The following is a 17,222-nucleotide window of genomic DNA, read 5'->3' on the forward strand; positions in this document are numbered from 1 at the left end:
GCGTCGAGCTTCGCCCGCGTATCGGCGAGGAGATCGAAGGTGCTCGTGATCATCCCGTTGTAGGTGAGAAGAGCTTCCTTCTCGACCGTCGTACGCAATGGCACGACGCGAGAGCGGTAGTGGCGGGCGATCTCGCTGCGGCCGCGATAGGCCTTGTAGGCAGCACGTGCTTGGGACCGGATGTCGACGGCTTTGGCTGCCAACTGGTTGGCCGCCTTCAGGTACTGGAATTCCGCCTTTCGAAGCCGAGCCTGCCCACTGTCGAAGATCGGGATTTCCAGCCCCACTTCGATGATCCCCGAAACGACATTTTTCGTTTCTTCGGACCCGTCCTCGCTTTCCTCGACCTCGCGGGCAACCTCCACGCCGCCGGTAAGCTCGAGGTCCGACACATATCGCGTGGCTTCGGTGAGGCCGTAGGACCGCGCCAGCGCCTCGAGTTCGAGACGCGCGACCTGGAGGTCGACCCGGTTGCGAAGGGCTTCGGCCTCGATCGCCTTGAAGCCCTTCAGCTTGCCGGGCAGTCCGGGCAGTGCGTTCGGAACCTCGAAATCGAGGTTCTTCCCCCATACGCCCATCAGCCGGTAAAGCCTCTCCTTGGCCAGTTGCGCGGCCAGTCGCGCTTCGGCTGTCCGCCCGGTCAGCTCGGCATAGAAGGCCTGTTCGCGGGCCTGCTCCACCTTCGGCATCGCTCCGGTCCGGCCCAGTTCGCTGGCCAGTTCCGCGGCAGCGTCCGCGGCGACCTTCGCACGGTTCAGATAGGCGACCGTCTCCCAGGCCGCGACAGCCTCGATCCATGCCTCACGCGTTCTGGCCGCAAGCGCCAGCGTTGCGTCGACGGCCCGCAATTGCGCCTGGAGGACCCGGACCTCGGCAACGTCGAGGCGCCGGTCCCGGGTCATCATCCGGATGATGTTGGCGGCGATCAGTCCCTCGACCGTCCGTCCGACGCCAATCCCGCTGTAGGAGAGCGAAAGCCTCGGATTGACGGCGAGCCCCTCCTGCCAGAGTTCGGCAACCGACATTCCGACCTCTGCATAGTCCGCCTGCAACGTCTTGTTGCTGAGAAGCGCGACCTGCACGGCCGCGTCGGCGCCGATATATTTCGCCGCGAGCAGGTTCCGGACCCGCTCGTTGGCCGCCGCAGCCTGCGCCTGATCCTGGACCCAGACCGTCTGCTTTCCCAGTCGGCGTCCGGCGTCTGCCGACACGGCACCAAAGCCGAGATCCGGCTCGAATGTTTCCGAAGCCGCAACGCAGCCCGACATGATCAGCGGCAGGAGAAGGACGCTGCTCACCTTGAACAGCGGCCTCATCGTGCCGGCTCCCGGCTGGCAACGGGGGAAATGTCCACGCCCGTACCGCGCCAACCATCCGGCTCGCGGACAATGCGATGGGTATAGGCACCGACGACGGAAGCTTGGCCAAGTGTTCCGCCGAGGATGCTCGGGTCCTCAGGCGACGGGAATACGGTTGTTTCGGGCAGACCCCGAGCAGCGTCCGCACAGCCCGCCAGAAGCAGGCCGGGCAGGATGCCGGCAATGATGGACAATCTCATTGTTGAACCTGAACGCCATACCGTTCGCCGCGAGATGTGCCTCGCGGAACCGGTCATAGGGGAAGAGGATCAGGCTTCGCCGAGGGCGAATTCCTGACGTCCACGCTTGCGACCAAGGGCTGGCCGGAAGACGCAATAAGGCTGAGAAAAGCCCTGGACGATCAGATTCGAGGAGGACGCTCGGCGGTGGGGCCGGACTGTCCGGTCAGATCCGTCGTAAGGATCGGATAGGACAGTATGTGGCTGACCGGCGTGGCGTCGGTCGGCCCGACGGCCTGCGGGACTGCCGTAACGCAGTGCGTCGCACAGTCACTTCCGCCGACAGCCTTGTGGTCATGAGCCTTGGACGGAGCATGGTCGCCATCGCGCACATGCTCCCCCATCCCACTGACATCCACTTGAGCGGACATCGACAAGGCAAGAGGCTGCGTGGACATAGTGGGAATATCCGCCCCAACCGATCCGACTGACGCAAACAGCATGCTCAGCACAACCGCAAAAGCGGTCAGCAGCCGAGCTGGCGTCCAAGCATGGGATCGATGCAACGTCATTCAGCTATCGATATCATGATCTCAGAGAGACGTCCATACTCGAGTCCGGTATCCTGGTTTGATGCGCCGTACCCGGAAGGCATGGCGGCAATGAAATCGGAAAATTTTTCCGATGGGCGCACCGTCCACTCAAGAAAGGCGTCACCTTGCTCTTGGATGCAAACGGATCAGCGTTCTCGCTCGTCACGTTATCCTCGAGCTGCCGGCCAAGACACTTCGGGATGCGCGAGCGCGCGGCGGAGATGCCAAAGGAAGCGGGCCTTCTCAATCTCGTCCCGAAAATACGGACCGGAAAACCCAAGAAAGTCGTCCTCTCCCGCTCCGCTTCCTAGACGCCACCCAACTTAGGCCTTAGTCAGCCACTAGGGGTTTGCTCCTCACCCATATTTTCACAGCAAGTCGTGAATGCTCATACCAGAGTGGCTGAACAACGACGCGTTTGGGATCGACCGACATGGCAAAGTTTCTTGCGAAGTTCACTGCGATCGCAATCTTGATCGCGGCCTTTGCCGGTTGCTCATCAACTTCTTCGAATTCGAATATGACGGTCGGTGCCCCTGCCACGAGCTTCGCCGGGACCGATCAGCAGGTTCGGTTCACACCCTGGTCGGGGCAAAGCGCCGTTGGCCAGTTGGCGAAGCCCTACTTCATCTCTTTCCGTGCCCGCAATGCTGAGAGCTACGGCCACTCGTTCGTCGCCTTCGGCGAACTCGATTCTCGCGGCAACGTCCCCTACGACAATGGGGGAGTCCTCGTCTCGGATATGACCGAGATCGCCGGTCTTCACCCCGCGGGAGGCAACGCTGTCTATACCATGGGCCATATCGCCCCGGTCCCATCCGAGACCGGCTTCTCGGACGGCGACACCGAGATTAGATATCTTCAGAACGAGATGACCATCGCACTCACACCGGAAGAGTATCAGCGTATCCTTGGCCGGATCCGGCAGCTTCAGGGCAACAGCCCGCTCTGGCACGCCGTCGCCTATAACTGCTCGACTTTCACGAACAAGATCGCTGACTTTATGGGCATGGATACGGTCAACCACTTGCTCTTCCCGCGCAACTACATTGCGGCGCTAAAGGATGCGAATCCCGGCGTCCAGACGCTTAGCGGGAGTATTGATACCTTAGGGTGAAATTTCCCGCCGGTTGATCTTCGATTGCTTTGACAAGCGGGCTATTTGATTTGCTTCGTATTGTGGGTGTTTTCGACTGAAGCCGGACATTTTGAAGCCTCCTCTGAAGGAGCTATCCCGGACGGTCGGCTCCTTCAGCTTGAGCAGGATGATGTGGGTTCCCCCGGAAGCCAAGATCACAGTCTCCCGAGGTTCAATGAGAACTCCGTCTTAGACGCGGCGCATCCGTGCGACGCCGTTCTCCACTGAGGACTCGTGAATCTCGAACCGGCCCCGACAGTGGCCGATCCGCCAATCGATCGGTCCGCATCGGCACCGTCATTGCAGATGGACAGATATCCCGCCTTCGCCGTTGGCGGTGTCGGGCGGGACGACGGATGGTCGATCGTGAGACCTCCGGATTTGAACTCATGCGCCGTCACGGACCCGAGAAGGCTGAGGGAGACGAGGAACCCGCTCGCGAAGTGCACAACCCTCATTTGGGGTACCGCGCATAGACCGTGGAGGTCCCGTCTCGCGCGACGAGGTGCACCTCGTAGAGTTCATCGCTCTCGCCCATCCCGGGGCTCCCAGCAGGCATGTCGGGAACGGTGACACCGATTGCGTCGGGCTTCTCGGCGAGGAGCCGTTTGACCTCCGCGGCCGGGACGTGCCCCTCGACCACGTAGCCATTGACGAGGGCCGTATGACATGAAGTTTGGCCCTGCTTCAAACCCGCCGCCATCTTCTTGGCGTAGAGATCGGCCATCGCGAGATTCTCGTTCTCAACTTCGAACCCTGCCTCCTCGAGGTGCTTCATCCATCCGATGCAGCACCCGCATCCGGACGTCGAGAACATCTCGACGCTTTCGTCCGCGATCGCGGAGGAGGAGAGGAGGGCAAGCGCGCCGGCGAGGAATGTCGTCCGATTGGACATCATGGGTTTCGACCTTTCATTTGTCATCAGATCCGGCGCCGGAGGGCGCCTCGGTAGTCAAAACAGGCGGAGCCTAACATGCGCCGCGATCACCAAAACGCTCCAACGATGATATCGAGCCAGCCTCTCTCCGGCGGTGGCGTGTTCGTCAATGCGTTGATGTAGACAATCAGGTTCGTGCGGGCGGATTCCGCGCCGTGGAAGATGGCAGCATGGCGTCCACCGCGGTCGATGACATGGATCATTGGCGCGTAGCCCTCACGCGCCGACAGGGCTGCGAAGGATGCCGCCGCCTTGGCGGCACCATCGCCCACCGTGACGGGCAGCCAGTTCGATCTGTCCAAGTCTGCGACAGAGGCGGCACCCACCGTGAGGAAGGTGACCCGATCGCGCATCGGCGTGATATTCACCCCCTCTTGCACCGTGCGCAAAAGCGCCTGCTGCGCAATGCAAGGCGAACCGCAGGCCGCGGGTGCGAAGCTGACCACGAGTATCTTGTTCTGAAGCCCGTCCAGACGCACCGTCGATCCGTCGGCAGCGGTCCCATTCAGCGGTGGCGCAAGGCGTCCATCGGAATGCTCGAAGGTGGGCTCCCGCTCGGCCATGAGTTCGTCGATCGGGGCGTCGGAACTGTGCGCGGAAGCGTTTCCAATGGGCGGGAGCATCAACGCCAGGATGAGAACGATACGTTTCGATATCCTCCCTCCAAGCCGTCGGCGGACAGCCACCGGCTGTGACCTTCCCGGCGAGCGCCGCGACGTGCCTGCGAGAGACCGTGTTCTCTCGCTCCGACTGGTCGGTTCGTCAACTGATCCGGGATCAGGCGTGAGACCGAGAACGCCCGGGCTTTGACGTGGGTGGTTTGGCCCGGTTGCCCCGTCTCGTCGGTGACGGCCCTGACCGATAGGCCCCGCTGCGCACCCTCGCCTGGGGAGCGCAGCGCCAGTACCGAGCGCGCCGATATCCGTCAATGCCCGCAGTCGTAGGCGAGGCAGGGAGAGGTAGGCTGATTTCATCGGGTCTCTTTCAGCGGGGAGACGCAGGCCCGACTGTCGGTGCGGGCCTGCGCGACTATTAGCCGTCGTTTTTCGGGACGGCGTGGTGAGGCTGGGCGGCCATTGCCTGCATCATCTCGGTGCAGGCCTCCATCATCGGGCCCATCTGCTGCATCATCTGCATCATGCCTTGCATGCCCTGCATGCCGGACTCCTCACCGCCCATCATGCCTTGCATGCCGGACATGTCGCCGCCCTGCATGTCACTGCCCTTCATGGTGTCGCCCTGCATCATCTTCTCAGGCGCGGCATCCTCCTGCGCGAAGGTCACGGGTGCGGCAATGGTGGCCGCAAACGCGATCGCAAGGCCAAGTCTGGTGTTCGTTTTCATGGTCGTTACCTCAGTTGGGTTTGGTTTCAGTCCCTGGTCGTACCCGGCACGTCGGTCGGGCTCCTGTCTGCGTCACAGCTTTTGCTCTTGCACATGACGCAGTATCCGGTGGCGCACATCACAGCGCAGGGGGCGAACGCCAGAATCAGCGGTGCGGCCCCGATCGCCGTGAGCCAGTCCCAGTTCAACGCCATGCCCGCGCTGATGATCGCCATTGCGGCGATCACCAGCCCCCTGCGGCCCAGCGGCATCCGAAACCCCGCCGAGCGAGGCCTGTGAACTGGACGAGATGTATCGGTCAAAGTCATTTCCTTCCGTTTGCGAAGTTGTTTCCGAACAGCGCGATGTCTTTCGCGCTGTCCGGTGCCAGGAATCTCGAGCGAAAGCCGTGTTCACGATTCACCCACCGTCGTTCGCTGTGACGTCCGCCTGAAACGTGCGCTGGCGCTCCGGCCACGTGCTCTTGATGTAGGCGAGCACCGCCCGGATCTGTTCTTCCGCCAGCACGTCTTGGAAGGCGGGCATGTCGCTGTCGTATCCGGGCACGACCCCGCCAACGCCCAGACTTGTAATGGTGAAGAGTTGCCGGTCCGCGTGATGCCAGGTGTGCCCTGTCTCGTCATGCGGTGGCGCTGGCATTCGGCCGTTCTCGAGTCGCCGCATCCAGTCGGCTTGACCTTCCAGATTGGCGCCATGGCAAGACGCGCAGTTCGCGGCGTACAGATCCCGCCCGACGGCGACATCCTCTGCCGTGACAGGCTCGCCCAAGAGGGTGACGGCTGGCGCAGACACTTCGCCGCCTCGCTGTTGCGCCAGTGCAGCGATCACTACCAGCGCCGCCACCGCAGCGCCGCTGACGAGAACCGTCGCCAACGGCTTCATTTCGGCCCCCGGACGTATTTCACCAACGCCATGAGGCTAAGGATCAGAACCGACACAACGAGCAGGAGCACGAGTCCGCCGCCGGCCATCATCGGGCCCATCATTGGCCCGCCCATCATTTCGCCCATGCACTCACTCATCGGAATAGACGGAGATTCCGCCCTCCCCGAAGGCATACGTCTTCAACGTGCCGGTCTTCTCCGGTGCCATTCCGGGGGCATTGCCCGGCATGCCGGGGAGCGTGATACCGGCGATCTTCGGACGCTCCGTCACCAGGCGCTCGATAATCTCCGCCGGCACGAGGCCGCTGACGTAGTAGCCGTCGATCTCGGCGAGATGGCAGCCGATCCCGTCCTGCGGCACGCCGACCTCGACCGAGCGCCGATCGAAACCCGGATCGTCGACGCGGGTGACATGATAACCCTTCGCTTCCAGATATTCGGCATAGGTGTCGCAGCATCCGCAGTTAGGATCCCGCCAGATCGTGATCTGCCTGGACGGCACGGTCTGTTCCGTCGCGGCGATAGCGGCAGTGGGCGACCGACTTGAATCCTGCGCCGAGGACAATGTGGCGAAGGCGATGCCTCCAGCGACCGCGACGGCCGCGATCGAGGTGATGACGAGAGCATTCTTCATGATGAAATCCTTCAGGAGGTCGCGAGCGCGGACCAGGTGGTGCCGCGGTCGCGGCTCTGCTTCAAACCGCCATCCAGCGCGGCGACGAGGTACTCGGGATTGGACGGGTTCACCGCCACTGCGGAGGCGTCACCCGACGTCAAACGTGACCAGACGACCCCGGCGTCCCGTGAACTCCAGACGCCCGACGGCAGGGCGGCGTAGAGCGTTTCGGACGCGGTATGCGCGCCAGCCAGTGCGCGGACCGGCTCGCCCGACGGCAGTGGCGCTTCGGGTGGAGGTGCGTCGCCGGCTACCAGAGCGTCCATCGCGTTGCCGGGCTGAACGTCCTGCCAACGGCAGAAGCAATCCGGAACGCGAGTGATCCCGGTGTCGGTGCCCGCGTAGATCCAGATCCCGCCCATGCCGGTCGCGAGATCGACCGAAGCAAGCGCCCGAAGATCACGCTCCGCATTGTCGAGCCACGGGCGGTCCATCGCGAGGCCCCAATTCCGACCGGCGTCCTCGCTTTTCCACAGGCCGTCACCGCGGATCGCGGCGTACATCATGTCGGGCTGGCCAGCCGCCATGGTGATCGCGTCGATGGCACCTTCGCCGTTTCCAATGGCACGATCTTTCCATGTGCGTCCTCCATCCTGCGAGATTGCAACCCGGCCGGAAGCGAGCCCGGCGACGATGCGGCTTGGCCGCTCGGGGTGCGTTGCGAGCGCGAGAATGCCGTCGGGCCCGGGCAAGGTGCTTCGCGTCCGTCCAGCGTCGTCGCTGCGACTGAGCGTCGCTCCTGCGACGAGCAGCGCCTTCCCGTCGAATGCGAGAGCCACGGCCGGGAACGATGCCGACTTGGCCGGGCGCAATGCGGCCGGGAGCGCCAGAAGTCCGACTGCGGTCAAGGAAGCAGACAGAAATCCGCGTCGGGTCTGATGGAGGAAGCCCTGCGGGCTCCCGGAGGCGGACATGGTGGCGCGCGAAGGCGCCGGAATGGGATTTCGAGCCATTGTTCAACTCTCACTGATCGATTGGTCGTCTGCCGAAAGCCGGAAATAATCCGGCATCGGTCACCACCGTGCTTCGGCGCCAACGCACCGACAGGCACGGAAAGACGACCCGACGCGACAGCGCCGGGCGTCAGATCAGATGAAAGTTCGAGGGGGTTGCTCTGTTGGGGGACACGTCAGACCACAGAGGTCCTCAGTTACCGCAGGGTCGAGAAGCCCCCCCAGAGGCTGAATAAACCGACCAGATTGCGGACCGAGGATGGCCGCAAGACTGCCCGAGCCGCACAGGACGTCGCAGGCGATGCCAATATCGCCAACTTCGGGACCGTCACAGGCGTCGCAGTCCGCCATTTCCATCGCCGCGACGTGGCTGGTTGCCATGTCGGCTGCCATCTTTGCCGAGCCCGCTGCATGCGCAACCGAACTCGCCGCGAAAGCGGAGAGGAATGCGACAAACAACAGGCGGGCTACGAACTGCATGAGCGTACGCTAATCCTCGTTTGAACCGATTTTCAATCGAACGCTGGTTTGTTCTGGCATCAGGCTTGGACGAGGCATAGCCACCAAACTTGGCTCGCTACATGCACGATATCCAAGATGGTGATGCCCAGCTACCTTCTCATATCCAGTAGTTGGGGCTTCCACCCACTGGAAGGTCAAGAGGGCGCGACATGAATTCCATGGCGGCCTCGGGGAGCCGCCCATTTGGCATCATGTTATGGTTTGATTTGTCGCATTGGCAGGTGCCAACGTTGCACCGAAAGCGGCGGGTGAACAACCGCAGCCGAACCACTCGCTCCTCTGAGGGCAAGTCGGTTACGCCTTGGATGTATCGGTTGTGCACGAGGCAGACGGGCAATGAGCAGGAGGGACAGGCCGCCTCCCAGTTCCGGGCGTGTCATCGAAACCATCGGCTGCCTCAAGCAGATCCTGTTCGCCATGGAACACGCCCACACCGGCGGGATCGTCCACCGCGACGTCAAGCCCGCCAACCTCATCTCAGTCAGTATCTCGCAACGGCGGGCACGGCGGTCGGGACGTCAGCAACCGCCCTGGGGAGCTTCCAGCCTTTCACCAACGCGAACACTGCCGGGATGACGACGAGCGTCAGGACGGACGATGAGACCATCCCACCAATCATCGGCACCGCGATCCGTTGCATTAACTCGGCCCCCGCGCCGTGGCTCCACAGGATCGGAAGAAGCCCGGCCATGATCGCGACGACCGTCATCATCTTCGGTCGAACCCGTTCGACGGCACCGATCATGATCGCCTCGCGAAGGGCTACACGGTCGAATGCCCGACCTTGCGTCTCGCACCGAGTCCGGACTTCCGTAACCGCATGCTGGAGGTAGATCAGCATGATCACACCCGTCTCCGCGGCGACGCCCGACAGCGCGATGAAACCGACGGCCACGGCGACCGACATGTTGAAGCCGAGCCACCACATCAACCAGATGCCACCCACGACGGCGAATGGCAGCGATAGCATCACGATCAGCGTCTCCGTCATGGACCGGAAGTTCAGGTAGAGGAGGAGGAAGATCAGGAGCAGCGTGACGGGAACGACGACCTTCAGCTTCGCCTCGGCGCGCTGGAGGTACTCGAACTGCCCGCTCCAGGCGACGTAGAAGCCGGGCGGGAACGTCACCTCCCGCGCCACCGCCTCCTGCGCCTCGGCGACGTAGCCGCCGAGATCCCGCCCTGCGATGTCGACGAAGACGTAAACAGCGAGCTGACCGTTCTCCGTCCGGATCGAGGTCGCGCCTCTCGTCAGCTCGATCCTCGCGACGTCGCCGAGCGGAACCGCGCCGCCGCCCGGCAGTGCGATTTGAACGTCCCTCGCGATAGCGTCGGGGTCGGAACGGAGTTCCCGCGGATAGCGGACGACGACGGCATACCGCTCCCGACCCTCGACGGTCGTCGTCATCGTCTCGGCGCCTAGCGCCATGCCGATCGTCTCTTGGACGGCACCGACCGACAGCCCGTAGCGGCCAAGGGCCTCACGATCTGGAACGATGTCGAGGAAGTAGCCTCCAACCACCCGCTCGGCGTAGGCGCTGGACGTACCCGGCACGCCCTTGAGGACTGTCTCGATCTCCTTCGCCAGCGACTCCATCGCGGCCAGGTCGGTGCCGAACACCTTCACGCCGACGGGCGTCCGAATGCCCGTTGAGAGCATGTCGATACGGGCGCGGATCGGCATCGTCCAGGCATTCGAAACACCTGGAAATTGCAGGGCCTTGTCCATCTCGGCCTTGAGGGTGTCGACCGTGACGCCCGGCCGCCATTCCTCTTCGGGTCTGAGATTGATCAACGTCTCGAACATCTCGGTCGGGGCGGGATCGGTGGCAGTCAAAGCCCGTCCCGCCTTACCGTAGACCGAGGCGACCTCGGGGAACGACTTGATGATGCGGTCCTGCGTCTGGAGGAGTTCGGCGGCCTTGGTCACCGACAGCCCCGGGAGCGTCGTCGGCATGTACATCAGCGTCCCCTCGTTGAGGTTCGGCATGAACTCGGACCCGATCTGCCGCGCAGGCCAAGCCGTCACGCCGAGCGCGACGACGGCAAGGAGAATGGTCAAGGTCTTCGCCCGCAGGACGCCGCCGATGACCGGGCGATAGACCCAGATCAGGAAGCGGTTCACGGGATTGCGGTGTTCCGGAACGATGTGCCCACGCACGAAGACGACCATCAGCGCCGGAACCAGGGTCACCGACAGGATGGCCGCTGCCGCCATGGCGAAGGTCTTGGTGAAAGCCAGCGGTCCGAACAGGCGCCCCTCCTGCGACTCTAGGGTGAAGATCGGCAGGAAAGAGACGGTGATCACAAGGAGGCTGAAGAACAGCGCGGGTCCGACCTCGCTGGCGGCCTCGATCAGGATCTCCACCCGCGGCTTACCGGGCGGCGCCCGCTCAAGGTGCTTGTGGGCGTTCTCGATCATGACGATCGCGGCGTCAATCATTGCGCCGACGGCGATGGCGATGCCGCCGAGACTCATGATGTTCGACCCGAGCCCCATCAGTTTCATCGCGCCGAACGCCATCAGTATTCCGACTGGCAGCATGAGGATCGCGACGAGGGCACTCCGAAGGTGGAGAAGGAACACCACGCAGACGAGGGCTACGATCAGGCTCTCCTCGAGAAGCGTCCCCTCCAAGGTTTCGATGGCACGCTCGATGAGCTGCGAGCGGTCGTATACGGGCACGATCTCCGTCCCCGCGGGGAGGCTTGGGAGGATCGCCGCGAGCTTCGTCTTCACGTCTTCAATCACGTCGAGGGCATTGGCCCCGTAGCGCTGCATGACGATGCCGCTCGCGACCTCGCCCTCCCCGTTCAGTTCTGCGATTCCGCGGCGTTCGTCGGGTGTCGTCTCAACTCGGGCGACGTCGGCAAGCCGCAAGGGTACCCCGCCAGAGCTTATGAGGACGATGCTCTCGATGTCCTCGGTCCCGCGCAGGTAGCCGCGGCCACGGACCATATACTCGAATTCCGACAGCTCGATGGTTCGGCCGCCGACGTCCATGTTGCTCGCCCCGATCGCATCCTTGAGCATGTCGAGGGTCACGCCTTGGCTGCGCATGCGATTGGGGTCGACGACGACGGAGTACTGTTTCACGAACCCGCCAACGCTTGCCACCTCCGCGACCCCCTCAGCGTCGGAGGCGGCGAACCTAACGACCCAGTCCTGCAACGACCGAAGGTCGGCGAGTGTCCTGTCCTTGGCGACCACCGCGTACTGGTAGACCCAGCCGACTCCCGTCGCGTCCGGGCCGAGCGTTGGCGTCACGCCAGCAGGAAGGCGGCGTCCAGCCGCGTTCAGGAACTCGAGGACCCGGCTGCGGGCGAAATAGGGATCGGTGCCGTCCTCGAACACCACGTAGACGAAGGACACGCCGAAGAACGAGAAGCCGCGCACGACCTTCGACTTCGGTACCGTCAGCATGGCCGTCGTCAGTGGATAGGTGATCTGGTCCTCGACGACCTGCGGAGCCTGGCCGGGATACTCGGTGTAGACGATGACCTGTACGTCCGAGAGATCCGGTATTGCGTCCAGCGGCAGCGTTTTCAAGGCATAGATGCCTCCCGCGACCGCGAATAGCGTGCCGACGAAGACGAGGACAAGATTCCTCGCCGACCAGGCGATGATGCCGGCGATCACGGCCGTGCCTCCGCCGCCGGCGCGGGCGCGTCCGTCTTTGGGTCGAGGGCGGAGAGGGCCGCCTTGATGTTGCTCTCGGCGTCGATCAGGAAGTTCGCGCCGGTCACGACGCGGTCCCCTTCCTCGATGCCCTTCGCGACCTCGGTCAGGTCGGTTCCGCGAACGCCCAGCTCAACGGGACGAGGCTCGAAGCGACCCTGGCCGCGGTCGAGGATGACGACCTGCCGCGACCCCGTGTCGAGGATGGCGTCGTTGGGAACGGCGACGACCGCGCCGCCGGCCCCGGACTCGATCTCGACGCCGGCATACATGTCCGGCAGCAGGAGGCCGTCGAGGTTTTCGATGCCGATGCGGACTTTCACCGTACGGGTCTCTGGCGTCACCTGCGGGTAGACAAGATCGACACGGCCATCGAATGTCCTGCCGGGCAGTCCGCGGAAGGTGATCTTTGCGGTGCTGCCGAGCCGGAGCGATCCGAGCTCCCGCTCGGGTATGTCGGCGATCACCCAGACGTGCGAGACGTCGGCGAGACGGAACAGGACATCCCCGGCCTCGGTCATCATGCCCTCGACCGCCGCCCGCTCAAGCACAAGGCCATCCCGGGGCGCCGTCCAGGTCATGGAAGGTGGAACTTTGCCCGTGCGTTCCATTTCGGCAATCGCCGCCTCCGGGACGCCGAGGTTACGCAGCTTGAGGCCCGCACCGCCGGACCTCGCCGCCCCGCCGCTCTTCAACTCGATGACGAACTGCGCGCCCGCCGTCGCCATCTCGGGTGAGTAGAGGCGCACCAGTGGCTGTCCCCTTCGCACTGCCGAACCCGTGGTTACGTCGGAAACCTCCTCGACGAAGGCGTCGGCCCGCGTCGTGACGACAGAGATCATCCGCTCATCGAGCTTCACCACGCCCGGCACCCGCAGCGGCCGACCGACGATCCGTCGGGACACGAGCTCGGAACGGACCCCCGTTCTCTGGAGTCGCCCGGGGGAAACCGTGACGACGCCCAGCTCTTCCTCTGGACCGTCGTAGACTGGGATGTAGTCCATCCCCATGGAGTCCTTCTTCGGCACGGGCGATGTGTCGGGAAGGCCCATCGGGTTGCGATAAAAGCGGATCCGCTTTGCTGAAGCCGCGGCGTCATCGGTCGCGACGGCGGCTTGCGGGGTTGCCCCCGCAACGTCGTCGTGGACAGGAGCGAAGTCGCGCCCTTCCTCCGTTTTCCTCGGGGTTGCGGAGTATATCGGGCGACCATCGGGATCGCGCCAGTAGAGGACATGCCGCGGATCGAGGGATATGGACGACGTAGTCGCTGGCATTTCCGTCGCCGCTGCCCAATCTGACGGGACGGGCGTGCTGCTCAAAAGGCCGAGCGTATGTTGGACCAAGGCCACAGTCACTCCGGTCTGCCCTGCCCAATAGCCTCCGATCCCCGCCGCTACGGCGACGAGGGTGAGGCTGAAGCTGAAGATAGCCGTTCGCATCATTCGGTCGCCTCAAGGACGACCTGCTCATTCAATGTACCTTCCTCGCCTTGGACCTTGGCCTTGAGTGAGATTCGCCATCCACCCGCCATGACGAGCGCGACCTTGAAGCGATAAATGTCCGGCTCGTCCGACGCGGTCGCCTCGATAGGCGTCGTCATCGTCTCCATCCCATCCGGCGCCATGTCAGCCCTGGTTTCGAAAATGACGGCATCGGGAACGCCCTTGCCCGTTCGCCTGTCGACGAGCCGGACAGCCACTACAGCGTCCTTGCCGGATTTCACTTTGTTCTCGACGAGCTGGAACTCGAAGTCGGTCATCCCCGCGAGGGCGGATGCCTCGAACCCGAACGACATCAGCGCCACGATCGCCGCGGAGGCGGCGCTCATGTTGATCTTCATCATGGTCAATATCCTGATCGAACCCGTCGATGGCTAGGCCAGCGGAGGGGGGGCATAATGCAACGTTTCAGCTTCGCTGCGGATCGCGCAACGTTCTCATGGCTCAAGGGCCGGCTGATCGATCAGGTGCGGGGAGGGCGGGGTGGCGGTTCTGGCGAAAGCGACGCGAGCGCCACGCTGCCAGGCATACGTGCCGCGTCTGCCTCGCCCAGGCTGACCGCGTCACTTGCCACGACCAAGGTTGCGGCGGGAATGCACTGCTGCGTACAGGAAGCCATGGACGGACAGGCAGACTTGTAGCAATCGGATGCAGGATGAAGTGTCGGTGCCGAGTCCGGACAACACGGCATCGTACCAACGTCGGCAGCCGACGGCGTGGCACGCATGTCCATGCCTTCCATGGCGACGTTGGAACCGTTCAAGGCTTCGTCTGTCATTCGCGCTACAGCCATCGCGTCGCCGAACGGCGCCATCGTGATGGCGGCGAGCACGAGAAAGGCAATCAGCCGAAGGGCAAGCGGACGCTGTTTCACGCTACCTTTCTGCCATAGCCCGTTCGAAGTCGGAAGTGAGCAGACAGGTCACGATGCGATGAGGGCGGCGTCGGCGTCTCAGTACCCGCGCGCGAAGCCGACCCGGGAAAATTGTCGCTGACATCGTCACTGGCGAGGAGGCTCCTCGGCCTAAAATTCTCGTTCCATTCGGGGTCGTACGCGTGCGGCAAGTGCCGTGGTTGTTCGAAGCGACTGGCGACGATCCAGGCGCTCCTGCGAGGTTGATATGCGGCACGCCCACTAAGCCCGTCAGACGAAGCTGACTATGGCCAGATAGCTGGTGGATGCATCCTGAAGGTAGCAACTTCGGGTGATATGCTACCTTCAGCGCACATCCTAGGGCGGGAGGGGCCGCTACGGCGGTAGACGGAACGAGGATGGGGCGCCATGCTGGAGCGACATGGAGGAGGCTTGGTTCAGGAGGGAAAGAGTTCCCGAACTTGAACGTAGGGGCGACGAGTCTCGGAAAAGCGCCGCACCTTTTCGGAGAGCACAGCGCGCACGGAGAGGCCGCGATCAAGGATTTCGTGAAGATCGAATCCGTCCATGAGGATAACCCTGCGCGAGACGAAGGCCTCCAACGCTTCCAGAGTGAAGCCTGAGTAGCTGACGAAAAGTCCGCGCGTCCAGCCGGGGCCGGCCTCGAGCTTCCCTTGGAAGGCGTGCAGGGCAGCGGCGTTCGACTGTGCCTGCTGCCACTTCGCCTCAACGAGGTAGACTTCCTCCCCGAGCAGAAAACTACCGTCGATCTGCTCGCCCGTGTTTCTCCATCCGCGCCTGGCCTGCATCCCCCAAGTGTCGAATAGCGCCTTCAGGAACGACTCAAACGCATATCCGCGGGGCTGTGGCTCGAGTGCCATGATCGCCCGGAACTCCTCCAGAAGCTCTCCTACCCGTCGCGCTGAAGGTCCCGCATGGGCGGTATCGGCTTTGACAGGAGACTTCTGCGCGCGCCCCATGCCTTCCAGAGGACTGCCATGCAGCGACCGTATGACCTGCGAGAGCCGCTCCCCTTCGTCGGGCACGGGTGCGTATCGACCCTCCTCCGCGAACCTTACCCGGTATTGCCAGAGACCATTGAGAACCTTCACGATGGTCGGCTCCGAGGCGGTAGCAAGGAACGTCCGAAGCCGTCGCCCCTTCGAGTTCCCGTCCGCCCTGTAACGAGGGGCATCGATGTCCACCGCTGCAAGGTCGCGCATGAAGGTCGAGAACGAGCGGTCGGAAAACTCCAGAACGTAGCCCCTTCCCCGGCTGCCCTCGAACAAGTCGAGAATCATGTCGATGTCAATCTGTCCCAAACTGGACATGCATGCTCCTGCATCAGATCGGATCGCGGCCCAGGCGCCGTAACGCCCGCGGTCACTCCGAAACTTGCACTGGTTCCTGCGTCCCCAAGCTGTCGGTGCCGGATGCCGTGAAGGATGAGAGCATACGGTCTTGCCGCTGCAACCGCCCCTCGACCAGCAAGGCTTCGACAGCGGAGGCGATGACCGCACGGAGTTGGGCACTCGTAGCCTTGAAGCCGAGCTGACGCGACAGCGCCCCCGCCACCTCGTCGTCCGTCGCACCAAAGTTGTCGGTGACGATACGTAGTATCCCGGCTCTCAGCTCGGCGGGTGGCAAGGTCTCGGGCTTCCGTAGGCCGGATGACAGCGCGTTGCGCCGATCCCGAACGATTGCCTCGGCGTTCGCAAGTGAGAGGAAGTCCCCCTCCCGAAAGATCTCGCGGTGGGTGATGGCCCGTTCGACGCCCTGCTCGATGGCGGCCTGGATGCGCGCCCCGGCTCTCTGGAGCCCGAAGGCGTCGCGGACGCGGGCAACGACCTCGTCAACATGGACGGGCGACTCGACTTGGACGACCTGCGCCACGAGATCTGCCATCCTGCCGACCGGCGTCTCGTGCAGCTCGTATGGTCCCGGGCGGGTCAGGGTGGCCTCAATGTAAGCGGCCGTGGCCGTACCGTTTTCGGGAACGGCGTCGCCGAGCCCGACCTCGGTCACCTCGCCTCGGTCGACGGTGACGATCTCAATCGGCACCGCGCGATGGGCGGCAAGGCCCCGCTCCATCCGCTCGTCCAGCTCCGCCTTCGCCGCCTCGATCGCGGCGACGGTGCGTTCGAACTGCTCCTGTGGCCGCTGGAACCAGTCGGTGCTCCAGATGCGGTGGATGATCCAGCCGTGGTCCTCAAGCACCGCTTGGCGCAGGCGGTCGCGGTCGCGGGCCGAGCGCGACGAGTGGTAGGACGCACCGTCGCACTCGATGCCGATGAGGTAGCGTCCCGGGCGCTCGGGGTCCGACACAGCGAGGTCGATGAAGAACCCAGCGATGCCGACCTGCGGATGGACCTGGTAGCCCTTCGCCTGAAGCGCGGACGCCACCTGCTCTTCGAAAACGCTGTCCATGTCGCGCCCACTTGCCTGCGCGATCGAAAGCCGCCCCGTGCGGGCGTAATGAAGGAAGAGCTTGAAGGCGAGGATACCGGCGCCCTTACCCCGCTCGAGGTCGATGTCCTCGTCGGTGATCGACGCATACACCTCGCACCGCCGCTTCGCGCGGCTGAT

17 protein-coding genes are annotated in these 17,222 nt (G+C 63.6%); 2 read left to right on the forward strand and 15 right to left on the reverse strand.

Annotated elements, in window-relative coordinates; all coding sequences use genetic code 11:
- The coding region (locus tag N7I30_RS21245) for a TolC family protein (RefSeq protein WP_498641026.1) at positions 1-1,316 on the reverse strand (1,316 nt) is incomplete at its 3' end.
- A gap of 1,247 nt (positions 1,317-2,563) precedes the next feature.
- Between N7I30_RS21245 and N7I30_RS21250 the strand changes: the two genes are divergently transcribed.
- Positions 2,564-3,247 carry a hypothetical protein gene (locus tag N7I30_RS21250; RefSeq protein ID WP_498641027.1) on the forward strand — a complete coding sequence of 228 codons (684 nt, stop codon included), beginning with the start codon at positions 2,564-2,566 and terminating at the stop codon, positions 3,245-3,247.
- Between the two features lie 475 nt (positions 3,248-3,722).
- On the opposite strand, the gene N7I30_RS21255 is transcribed toward N7I30_RS21250, so the two are convergent.
- The 3 genes from N7I30_RS21255 to N7I30_RS21265 form a co-directional block, all read right to left on the reverse strand.
- Positions 3,723-4,166, reverse strand: a complete 444-nt coding sequence (locus tag N7I30_RS21255; protein WP_230789811.1) for a DUF411 domain-containing protein — start codon at positions 4,164-4,166, stop codon at positions 3,723-3,725.
- A gap of 86 nt (positions 4,167-4,252) precedes the next feature.
- Positions 4,253-4,768: a peroxiredoxin family protein gene (locus tag N7I30_RS21260; RefSeq protein WP_230789814.1), complete on the reverse strand. Its 516-nt coding sequence runs from the start codon at positions 4,766-4,768 to the stop codon at positions 4,253-4,255.
- Positions 4,769-5,237: 469 nt separating this feature from the next.
- Positions 5,238-5,549: a hypothetical protein gene (locus tag N7I30_RS21265; protein WP_230789817.1), complete on the reverse strand. Its 312-nt coding sequence runs from the start codon at positions 5,547-5,549 to the stop codon at positions 5,238-5,240.
- A gap of 93 nt (positions 5,550-5,642) precedes the next feature.
- Between N7I30_RS21265 and N7I30_RS21270 the strand changes: the two genes are divergently transcribed.
- Positions 5,643-5,828, forward strand: a complete 186-nt coding sequence (locus N7I30_RS21270) for a hypothetical protein (protein WP_230789820.1) — start codon at positions 5,643-5,645, stop codon at positions 5,826-5,828.
- Between the two features lie 120 nt (positions 5,829-5,948).
- Here N7I30_RS21270 and N7I30_RS21275 read toward each other — a convergent pair whose 3' ends face one another.
- From N7I30_RS21275 to N7I30_RS21325, 11 genes are all read right to left on the reverse strand, one after another.
- On the reverse strand, positions 5,949-6,431 hold the full coding sequence (locus N7I30_RS21275; protein WP_230789823.1) for a c-type cytochrome: 483 nt from the start codon (positions 6,429-6,431) through the stop codon (positions 5,949-5,951).
- The gene (locus N7I30_RS21280) at positions 6,428-6,559 is read right to left on the reverse strand and encodes a hypothetical protein (protein WP_269069077.1); all 132 of its coding nucleotides are present in this window, start codon (positions 6,557-6,559) and stop codon (positions 6,428-6,430) included. Before N7I30_RS21280 ends, N7I30_RS21275 begins: the two co-directional genes overlap by 4 nt.
- A gap of 4 nt (positions 6,560-6,563) precedes the next feature.
- Positions 6,564-7,067: a DUF411 domain-containing protein gene (locus N7I30_RS21285; RefSeq protein ID WP_230789825.1), complete on the reverse strand. Its 504-nt coding sequence runs from the start codon at positions 7,065-7,067 to the stop codon at positions 6,564-6,566.
- An 11-nt stretch (positions 7,068-7,078) separates the two neighbouring features.
- Positions 7,079-7,957 carry a WD40/YVTN/BNR-like repeat-containing protein gene (locus N7I30_RS21290; RefSeq protein ID WP_230789827.1) on the reverse strand — a complete coding sequence of 293 codons (879 nt, stop codon included), beginning with the start codon at positions 7,955-7,957 and terminating at the stop codon, positions 7,079-7,081.
- 240 nt (positions 7,958-8,197) lie between these two features.
- Positions 8,198-8,542 (reverse strand): hypothetical protein, encoded by a 345-nt coding sequence (locus N7I30_RS21295; protein ID WP_498641028.1) that lies wholly within the window; start codon positions 8,540-8,542, stop codon positions 8,198-8,200.
- 523 nt (positions 8,543-9,065) lie between these two features.
- Positions 9,066-12,224 (reverse strand): efflux RND transporter permease subunit, encoded by a 3,159-nt coding sequence (locus N7I30_RS21300; RefSeq protein WP_230789831.1) that lies wholly within the window; start codon positions 12,222-12,224, stop codon positions 9,066-9,068.
- Positions 12,221-13,705: an efflux RND transporter periplasmic adaptor subunit gene (locus N7I30_RS21305; RefSeq protein ID WP_498641029.1), complete on the reverse strand. Its 1,485-nt coding sequence runs from the start codon at positions 13,703-13,705 to the stop codon at positions 12,221-12,223. Before N7I30_RS21305 ends, N7I30_RS21300 begins: the two co-directional genes overlap by 4 nt.
- Complete coding sequence (locus tag N7I30_RS21310) at positions 13,702-14,106, reverse strand: FixH family protein (RefSeq protein WP_188077913.1); 405 nt, start codon at positions 14,104-14,106, stop codon at positions 13,702-13,704. Before N7I30_RS21310 ends, N7I30_RS21305 begins: the two co-directional genes overlap by 4 nt.
- A 119-nt stretch (positions 14,107-14,225) precedes the next feature.
- The gene (locus tag N7I30_RS21315) at positions 14,226-14,636 is read right to left on the reverse strand and encodes a hypothetical protein (RefSeq protein WP_230789835.1); all 411 of its coding nucleotides are present in this window, start codon (positions 14,634-14,636) and stop codon (positions 14,226-14,228) included.
- Positions 14,637-15,073: 437 nt separating this feature from the next.
- Entirely contained in the window at positions 15,074-15,967 is an 894-nt protein-coding gene (locus N7I30_RS21320; protein ID WP_230789034.1) for a restriction endonuclease, read from the reverse strand.
- A gap of 52 nt (positions 15,968-16,019) precedes the next feature.
- The coding region (locus N7I30_RS21325) for a DUF3320 domain-containing protein (RefSeq protein ID WP_498641030.1) at positions 16,020-17,222 on the reverse strand (1,203 nt) is incomplete at its 5' end.

Origin of the sequence: Aurantimonas litoralis, assembly GCF_026153195.1 — a bacterium.
GTDB lineage: Bacteria > Pseudomonadota > Alphaproteobacteria > Rhizobiales > Rhizobiaceae > Aurantimonas > Aurantimonas coralicida.